At 30.4% G+C, this 9,483-nt stretch carries 10 protein-coding genes and 1 pseudogene; 5 read left to right on the top strand and 6 right to left on the bottom strand.

The window, feature by feature from the left end; translation table 11 throughout:
• The 4 genes from CHB72_RS24970 to CHB72_RS24985 all read right to left on the bottom strand — a co-directional run.
• Positions 1-190, bottom strand: a 190-nt coding sequence (locus CHB72_RS24970) for a hypothetical protein (protein ID WP_176431619.1), incomplete at its 3' end; no start/stop codon positions are given.
• 183 nt (positions 191-373) lie between these two features.
• A complete protein-coding gene (locus CHB72_RS24975) occupies positions 374-973 on the bottom strand; it encodes a hypothetical protein (RefSeq protein ID WP_089285581.1) in 600 nt (199 codons plus the stop codon).
• A 606-nt stretch (positions 974-1,579) separates the two neighbouring features.
• Positions 1,580-2,209, bottom strand: a complete 630-nt coding sequence (locus tag CHB72_RS24980; RefSeq protein WP_089285582.1) for an ABC transporter ATP-binding protein — start codon at positions 2,207-2,209, stop codon at positions 1,580-1,582.
• A complete protein-coding gene (locus CHB72_RS24985) occupies positions 2,206-4,323 on the bottom strand; it encodes a DUF1430 domain-containing protein (protein ID WP_089285583.1) in 2,118 nt (705 codons plus the stop codon). The genes CHB72_RS24980 and CHB72_RS24985 overlap by 4 nt, the downstream gene beginning before the upstream one ends.
• A gap of 503 nt (positions 4,324-4,826) precedes the next feature.
• On the opposite strand from CHB72_RS24985, the gene CHB72_RS24990 reads away from it, so the two are divergent.
• The 4 genes and pseudogenes from CHB72_RS24990 (at position 4,827) to CHB72_RS28430 (ending at position 6,506) form a co-directional block, all read left to right on the top strand.
• Positions 4,827-5,078 carry a hypothetical protein gene (locus CHB72_RS24990; protein ID WP_089285584.1) on the top strand — a complete coding sequence of 84 codons (252 nt, stop codon included), beginning with the start codon at positions 4,827-4,829 and terminating at the stop codon, positions 5,076-5,078.
• A 213-nt stretch (positions 5,079-5,291) separates the two neighbouring features.
• Entirely contained in the window at positions 5,292-5,777 is a 486-nt protein-coding gene (locus CHB72_RS27150; protein ID WP_207652648.1) for a transposase, read from the top strand.
• 16 nt (positions 5,778-5,793) lie between these two features.
• Positions 5,794-6,168, top strand: a pseudogene (locus CHB72_RS27155) (transposase); the annotation flags it as partial.
• A 218-nt stretch (positions 6,169-6,386) separates the two neighbouring features.
• The gene (locus CHB72_RS28430; RefSeq protein WP_089285585.1) at positions 6,387-6,506 is read left to right on the top strand and encodes a recombinase family protein; all 120 of its coding nucleotides are present in this window, start codon (positions 6,387-6,389) and stop codon (positions 6,504-6,506) included.
• 318 nt (positions 6,507-6,824) lie between these two features.
• Here CHB72_RS28430 and CHB72_RS25005 read toward each other — a convergent pair whose 3' ends face one another.
• Positions 6,825-7,670, bottom strand: a complete 846-nt coding sequence (locus CHB72_RS25005; RefSeq protein WP_089285586.1) for a tyrosine-type recombinase/integrase — start codon at positions 7,668-7,670, stop codon at positions 6,825-6,827.
• 19 nt (positions 7,671-7,689) lie between these two features.
• Positions 7,690-8,433 (bottom strand): Fic family protein, encoded by a 744-nt coding sequence (locus tag CHB72_RS25010; protein WP_089285587.1) that lies wholly within the window; start codon positions 8,431-8,433, stop codon positions 7,690-7,692.
• A gap of 181 nt (positions 8,434-8,614) precedes the next feature.
• Here CHB72_RS25010 and CHB72_RS25015 point away from each other — a divergent pair, with 181 nt between their 5' ends.
• Complete coding sequence (locus CHB72_RS25015) at positions 8,615-8,998, top strand: hypothetical protein (RefSeq protein WP_089285588.1); 384 nt, start codon at positions 8,615-8,617, stop codon at positions 8,996-8,998.
• Positions 8,999-9,483: the final 485 nt, after the last annotated feature.

The following is a 9,483-nucleotide window of genomic DNA, read 5'->3' on the forward strand; positions in this document are numbered from 1 at the left end:
GTGCTTGAATTAGCTGTTTTTCCTTATCGATAGAAATAACGATATATCCCCTAGGATCTTCGTTCTCCTGTGTCCAAACACAGGTGTTTTTGGTGGAAGGTATCCAGTTTCCTCTATAGCCATGTTCTTTCAATAGGTCTAAAACATCATTGAAGTTTTCTTGATAAACATGGGCAGAGTTACTAATCACGCAGGTTTTACCTAATAACACCCCTACTTCTTTAGCTTGGAATCATTCTTTTCCTTAAAGCACATATTTATTTACAGACTCGATAAATTCACTTGCTTCTTTACATTTCATTAAGTAACAGTTATAGAATAATCATTTTCATTCCTATTCTAAAAGGCTGAAAAATTTATTCAATGCTCTCAGCTAGTTATTTTGAATTTTTTCTTGAAACCAGTCAAAATCTATTCTAGCTTCTATCAGTTTATCTTCTGTAAAGTTTTCTTCGTTTTTAGGAACAATAACTCTTCCATCTTGAAAAATCCAAAACACATCTAAATATCCTTCTAGTAAATTTTGTCGTGTACTAGGAATGTCCTCATATGATAATTCTATAGTATAGTAATTTGATTTAATAAAATCTATGCTTCGTGTATTTTTAACTATAGAAGCCTTGGAGTTCATTATTTTGTAAAAAACTTCTTCTATAAAAATTGTATCGTCAATTATCAAATATGTATTTTCTAAATTTTCATATGCTTTCATTAATTGATTTTGGTCTTTTTTTAATTTTTTTACTTCATTTTTTGATAACGTTTGGCTATCGTTAAGTTTTTCAATAACATTAACTAATTCTTTGGAAATTCTGTCTCTTTCATCTTTTTGTTCCTTACTAATAATTATCATGTGTTTTGGTGTTTTTAAATAAGATAAATCTACTTTATCCTTGTATGTTGTAGTACTAGAGCATCCTGCTAAATTCAATAGTGCAATTACTACAATAATTATAATTGAAGTTTTTTTCAAAGTAACCACTCTCTCTTTAAATAATCAGTTACATTTTATCATGATAATTCTAAGAAATCTATTTGACGATTACTATCGGATAGGGCTACAAACTTGAAGAAATGCTGCTAGTTTTATATAAGGTCTATTATTCTATTGAAAATAATAGCTAGGCGATTTAGTCCGTATCTATTTATAATAAAAAGTGCTATTGAACAAAAAACTAATACTAAAGAAATTGTTAAAAGGGTTTTTTTATCTTTTTTCATATAAGCCTCCATTCCGCCGCTACCCTTGGTAGCACAAATAGTAATGAAAAATCTGTATAAAATTCATATGCTACAAGAAATTGTTCTAGTCAAGTAAAATTGTAGCACTATTGTTTAATACTTCTATGCATTGTACCGAGCCTCAAAAGAAGTTAATCTCTTTATATTAAAAGAGGGGTTGTAGGGGCTGAAATCCCCTGTCCACCTTCAGGAAGGTGCCCAGGCTGCAGAACAGCCGTTGAAGAAAACCTAGGGTTTCCTAGCGAAAGTATCGAAGATGCTTCTTAGAATTCTGGTTCATAAATAGTTTCTTCATCTAGTAGAAGTGGAAGTCTTAGCAATACACTGAAGGATAAAGCTATAGGCATTTCTTCAAGTTTATAGTCCTATCTGATGAGTCTGAAAATTCTTTATCATGTGTAACACAGATTATTGTTTTTCCATATTCTTTTATATCCTTAAAAATTCTAATAACTTCTCTTTTATTCTTATCATCTAAGTTTCCAGTAGGCTCATCTGCTAAAACTAATTCATATGGTTTTAACATCATTCTGGCAAGGGCAACCCTTTGCTGCTCTCCTCCACTTAAATGACATACTTTTCTATTCAAATAGCTGGCGTCCAAGCCTACTCTTTCCATAACTTCATTTTTATGTTTATCGCTTAACTGTTTATTATACATTTTAGATATATTAATATTTAGATCAACAGTCTCATCTTGCATCAACAAGTAATCTTGGAATACATATCCAAAAAAATATCTCCTAAGTCTTAATATCTCTTTTCTAGAAAAATTAGTTTTACCATGCAAACTTATTTCACCACTATCTGGCTTATCTAATAATCCTATGATATTTAATAACGTAGTCTTACCAGCCCCGCTTTCTCCAGTTAAGCAAACAAACTCATTTTTCTCTACAGATAATGATATGTCCGATAAAACTACCCTACCATCAAAACTTTTTTTTATATTTGACAAATTTATCATTTCGATTCTCCTTTAATAAATTCAACCTCGCCCTTCTTCAATAAAGCCATATTTACAGCTTTTGAGACAATATAATCTATAAGTAACATTAAGACAGGAAATATAATCATATAAAGATATAGCTTCCTATATATTATCATCATGATTAAAACTGAAAAAATATATATGAACAAATTTGACAAAAGTAAATCTTTATACGTCGTTATAAAATTATAGCCATACAAAGACTTTATAACAATTTTTGATATATAAGCTTTATAGTAAGCCCATGTTATAATTATCATTAAAATCATTAATATTAAAGATGCAACTGAAATATTTAATACCAATCTATCTATTTCATCTTCTATATAACCTATATATGCACCCATTCTATCATAAACCGATGAAACCCAATTCAATTCATAAGCACTATATTTATTTGTAATATCCTTAAGCTCTCCCAATGCACTATATTCATCCTTTGATTCTAAAAACATAGATGATCCTAAAGTTGCGGCCAAAACAGAATTATCCACGTTTTCCGTATATACAATAACTATTGGATCTTTAACTCTATTAAAATTATCTCCAGCAAATTTATTATAGGTAAAATAATACTGATTATTTTCTATATATATCAAATTAATTTTTAAATCATCGGTTTCCTTTTCATTTAAATTTTCATTAAGGGCCTTTCTATACATATTAGATACTTCAACTTTTTGAAAATAAAACCACTCTTTATATGATTTTTCTATAATATCTTCATAATCTTTAAATTTTTCTGGAACCAATACATTCAAAACATCATCATCATAGTTTATCTTGTCCAAAACATTTTTGCCATCTGAAAAAGTTTTTATCAAATTTCTTTTTAAATAATTTCCATCTACCATTATTCTTCTGCCGCGAGGAGTATATAAATCTTCATCATTTTTTACATTAAGCTTATAATTATAGTCATAATCTATCTCTTCATTATCAGTATTTAAATTTTCTAGACGTTGAAAATTAATTGAATTGATTATAAAAACCTTATTTAATCTGCTCAAATCCTTATATACCTGTAAAAGCTTGTCATTGTCCTTGCTCTCTAAGGCTAAATCATGTATAGATCCGGTTGTCTCTACATAAAAAAGATTTGTGGTATCCTTCCATAAATCTAAACTATCTTGATTATTTTTAAGTACATTTCTTGTACTATAAAAACTTCCAAATAATATTATTACTAATAATATAAGGCAAAATTTTACTAAGCTAGCAACAAATCTTACCTTTAAGAGCCTATTCTTTTCATTTATGCCAACTGATTTAACAAAAGATATGCAGAACAAAGCGATAGAAAATAAAAACAATAATAATACCGTAAGTAAATTCACTATAATTATTATAGGAATAAACTCCATTAACATGTTCGTCAAATTAAATACAAACAAAATTCCAAGCATAATTAAATTGCAAAAAACCATGCTTATCAACAATGTCTTATAAAGTGTTTTATTGAAAACACAATATATTTGAATATATGAATAGCCCCAAAGTTCATAAATCAAATAATTTTTTTTGTTATTTAAATAATAAAAAAGGATTAATAAAAAAAATACAGAAATAAACAAAGAAAATATCGACAAAAAATCATTATCAATATATTTAATGTATTTACCAAAGGAGTTTAAGGAATATGCATTTCTGTAAATTACCCCATAATCAGAAAAATCTTTTAAAAATTTGTTTATAATATGACTATCTTTAGTATCAATATAAAGCAAGTTCTTAAATCCAACATGATGAACATCCTCAAAATCATGTATTCTAATATCTTTATCGAATATAAAGTTAGGGATGAGTAATTTTTTTTCATATTCCTCTTTAACAGTAGAATATATATCTATTTTATTTGCGCTCAAAAAACTATACTGTAGTATTTCAACATCATTCTGACTAGAAAAATCTATAATATTATCTAAAAAATCTTCTTCAAGAACACTTTTGTTCCCATTCACAGTATCGAATGTAATCATTGTTTTATCATACAATAAATGCTCCACTAAGTTTTTATTTATAGACAAAAAAGAAAATACATTCATCAATATAGTTAAAACCAACACTGCTACCACTAATAATCTTTTCAAATACCTGACCTCTCTTTACAATATCATTTATTTCTGCTTATTCTGGTTTCTCTGATAAACCCTGTTGCCTTTCAATATTAAACTATGCCCCTCAATAACAACGGGAATAATCCTCATCTCCCAATTGCTTCTTAGTCTATGACCAGCACCTTTGCATCGTTATATTACCATATTATTTAATTAATGTAAATTATTTGATTTTCTAGATCTATATAGAAAATAAGGGCAAATTAACCTAAAACCTACTATAAATATGGTTTGAATTTAAATCCTTTCAATATTTTTCAAGGCAAAAGACTATGATTATGAGAATCAGACAATAATAACATAATGAAGTAGCTCTTAAAATTGGAGAAAAAGTAGATTATCGCAACGATATTTTTGAAAAACTAAATGATGAAGCTAAAAAACTTGTAAGTGACTTCGAAGCAAAGATTGTAGAGCTTGGCGGTGTCTCTCAAGATGAATTAGTAGCTAAACTAGTAAAACGAGTGACAGTACGTTTGACAGCTGAGACAGATGAAGAACAATTTAACAATATATTCAAAGATGAAGCTATTGCGCTTTATAGTGAGCAGTACAATATTCCAAGTGCAGAGACGTGTATGTTTGTAGTAGTAGGATTGATGATTGCCGCAGCAGTCATTATTATTGTATACGCTCCTGTAATAACTCTATTTGCAGAAAAACTAATACTAGGCGGATTTGCCTTAACTGCATCAGGTTGTGCTGCTAAATATGCTTCCGAACAATAACATTAGTTGTCATTAAATTGAAATTTTCTAATACTAATGCTAAAAATTCAACAACTTATTAAAATATTGTACCATATTATCCAGAATGATAATGCGGTTTTTTGTTTTGAGTAATACTAAATGGCTCTTATTGTGTTTCAGACTGATAATTTAAATCTCTTGAAACAGGGCATTACTAATAATAACACTATAAAATTTCAGGAGGTTGACATTATGCGAGCACGTCCCAAAATTGATAAAGATATACTAAATATCCGAAATGTAATAGATGATGCAAAATGCTATGAGGTTGTTCGAGGATTGAGATGGCCTATAACTGTTATTTGCCCAATTTGTAATTCGGAGAAAGTTGTTAAAAATGGCCATGATGTAAAACAACGAGATCGCCAAAAATATCATTGTGGAACATGTAATGCTTACTTCGATGATCTTACGGGAACTGTATTTGAAAATCATCATCAACCATTATCAGTCTGGGTATTGTGCTTATATTTAATGGGACTAAATCTATCGAATCTACAAATTGCTAATGAGTTAGGAGTTAATAAAAGTGATATCCAGCAAATGACCAAGTTTCTTCGCGAAGGGGTATCCACAAGGAAACCAGAAGTTATTCTTAGTGGAGAAATTGAATGTGATGAAGTATATATAGTTGCTGGACATAAAGGTCGTGCTGATGAGGTAAAAAAAAGGTCGTGAAGGTAGACGCAATAGATTAAAAGGGGCTCGTGGTCGTGGTACTCTTGATAAGGAAAAACCATCTGTTCTAGGAATGATTCAACGTTCTGGACAAGTATCTATAAAGATGCTGAGTAACGTACAGCAAAAGACAATAGCTCCAATCATCCAGACAGTCGTTGAGTCTGGGTCTATGGTATATACCGATGAATACGATATTTATGCCAGACTTCGCGAATGGGGATATAAACATAATAGTGTCTTCCATGCGAGAGGTGAGTATGCCCGTGATGAAGATGGAGATGGATTTTGTGAGGTACATGTAAATACAATAGAAGGATTCTGGTCTTTACTTCGCTCATGGCTAAGACCACATAGAGGCTATCTCAGGAATTGCTGCCTATTTACTTAGCATTCTTTAAATTCTCACACAATGTTAGAAAAAGGGGTACCGCTTTATTAGGATCACTGCTGGACTTACTTTTAAATAATAAACCAAAGAATCTTTAGATAGAAAATTTATCATCAGTCCGAAACACAATAAGAGCCTAAATATATTATATATCAATACTGAAAGCAAATAGAGAATAGGCAAGCTGCTTAAAAGAAAGGACAAAGGGAGTTGTTGCTATGTTTTTAGGGTATGCTAGGGTAAGTACTCAGGATCAGAATCTGAATAGACAGATGGATCAATTAAGGGAAGCTAGGTGTGAACGGATATTTTGTGAGAGAATACCCGGCACAAAATAAGAGCATCCTGAGTTAGATCGGCTTCTCGATAATATTAGACCAGAGAAAGTTGCTCGGCCATATATTCTAAAACAGCATCAGGAATATAACTGACATTATTTAAAGCCCAACCAAGGTTACGAAGTACCCCTAATTAGACCACAAAACCTAATCGATTATAATCCCTTCTGTACTAGTTAATAATTTCTTTGTCATGTTCAGAAAAAGTATAATACTTGTGGATTTCCCATTCATTGATATTGGGGGATATTTGAGTAAATTCCAAACGCTACTCTTCAGTTAAGAGAATTTCAGGTGTAGCCATTGACATCACTACCTTTACAATAGATTCGCCTTTCGTTTTATTTCACTCCTAGATGGATGAGTATATAGCATGGTTGTATGAATATTTGAATGTCCAACTTGTGCAGCTATTTCATGAGTAGACCAGCCATTTTCCAGAGCATAGGAACAGAAAAAATGTCTTAAAGTATGAGGAGTAATTTTATCACTGTATTCATTGAAAATACGATTAATTACCGACCGATCTACCCTATTAGATTCACGACTGATAAATAAATAGTCACTATCTTTATTTTTCTGCTGCTCTCGTTCTTTTAAGTACTCTTTAATGGCATTAGAAATCTTATCATTGATAATTACTAATCTTTGCTTTTTTCTCTTTCCGTATCTCACTAGTATTTCTCTTGCGATTAAGTTCACATCATCAATTTTGATATTCAGAGCTTCAGATATACGCATGCCTGAATATGCAAGTAGAGTAACTATCGCATAGTCTCGTTTATCTCTATTTTCCAATATTTTTTGACGAAAAGCTTCTACATCAGCCTTTATAATAGTAGCAGGACTAATATATTCCTTTTGAATCTTAATATAATCTTTCTTTGATACAACAATATCGGTTTGAATACTCTGGTCTACTAAATATTGGTTTAATTTAATTAAAGCTGCCAAATGTGCATTAATACTTTCTGCTTTAAGTTTTTTTATATTAATCATATAACTCATATAATCTAGTATATTCTCACGATAAAGCTGATTTAAAGGTGTATTAAAGCTTTCTTGGAACCACTTTAAATAGCCTTTTATATGTCCTGAATAAGACTTTGTGGTGTTTTTACTTAATTGCTGATTGTCTAGCCAATTTTTAAAGGATTCTATCATCTTTGTTACCTCTCTTTACTTAACCGATATACTTTAAATACTTCTCCAAAGTAGTTTCTACACATTCCGCTATAAACTGTACAAATGGTTTCGTGTCTCCTGTTGTACTAGCAATCTCTAAAGTGTTGTAGTATTTTGCCCTTACTTCATGTTCAGCCTTTACTATAGCTGGAGGAAAACCATATTGCATTAGAATAAAGTTCATTAAAAGTCTTGCTGTCCTACCATTGCCATCAATAAAAGGATGGATATACACAAATTTAAAGTGAAACAACGAGGCTAATTCTACAGGATGTAGGTTATCTTTGTTCTCGTTATACCAATAAAATAGTTGTTCCATCTCTTGTGATATCATATAAGGTTGAGTAGGTTCGTGTTGACTACCGGAAATCATAACAGGTACACTTCTATATACTCCTGCATACTTATTTTCTTTCTCAATTCCTTTTAGTACTAAATAATGAATTTTTTTTAGATTGTTCTCATTTAGTGGTTCTTGATCTTTTACAAGCTCCTCGATAAACTCAATTGCTTCTGCAAGGTTTATAGCCTCCAAGTAATCCTTGAAAGGCTTACCACCAACCGTTAAACCTTGTTCTATAACCATTTTAGTTTCATGAAGTGTCAATGTGTTGCCTTCAATTGCATTTGAATTGTAGATCATTTCTATGTTAAAAGCATTTTTTAATTTATCAACAATAATTTTTGGTAATGGTCTATTTCTATCAAGCTTTTCTTTAAGTTTATTAATTTTTTCAAACATTCCCATCCCTCCTATAAATTATGGTGCATTATCAATAAATATTAGGCACTTCAATTATGTTGCATTCATTAATAAAATTATACCATTCATTCATATGTAGTGCAACATAATTTATATTATATTGCACTCAAAACACGCAAAAAAAACAGGAGATATATAAAATAATCTCCTGGTGCTTAACGTGGGCGAGAAGTCTAACTTTTTACCAATTGTTCCCTTAGCGTGGGATTTTTCGAAATGTTGGCGAGACCCCTATAAGAAGATAACAGTAGATGGAGAAGCTTCATCCCTTGAAGCTACTAATGACATTTTAAAAGAACTGTTTCCAATTGAATTTAACCATCCTAATACCTATTTTGTAGTAGAAGGACTAGACGAAAATGGAAACTTTGATCCAACGGTAAACAGCTATATTCTAGGGAAAAACAGAGAAATCGTAGACAATAAGGTGGTCTTTAGGGGAGTTAGTTTACAAGACATACCATGGGTGAAGATGAAATCTATGAAAATCAAAGCTAAACAAGCCCCACATTTCCGTTTTAAGCGATTTTTTCGGACAAAGTAGACCTATCTACCTTGTCTATTTTTAATCAAGTCTTTTGGTTCTGTACAGCCTATTAGTTATGAAAAATAATAATTTAATACTCAAATATATAATTACTACAGAAATAATATAGTTGCCGACCTCAAAACTTATTTGTTTTAAATTTTCAGGGAAAAACAATTGAAAAATATACTTGGGAGGATTTTTCCCAATATAACTTATAAACTTAACAGGAAACCCTAATGAATGTTGAAGTGGACTTACTATTACATATGATCCGAAAAATATTGTTAAAAAAGGGATTATTAAACTAATTAGAAGTATTGTTTTGTTTTTTTTCATTCCTTTCTCCTCCATAATAATTTCGATATTTTAAATCAACAAAAACCGAATATACCTAGATATATACAAATAAATTAACCTGTTGTGCTAGTTAAAATTTACAAATAGAAAAACTCCAGCGAATTATGTTAACCTATCTTTGATAACAACCACGAAATCAAGAT

This window comes from Anaerovirgula multivorans (assembly GCF_900188145.1).
GTDB lineage: Bacteria > Bacillota > Clostridia > Peptostreptococcales > Natronincolaceae > Anaerovirgula > Anaerovirgula multivorans.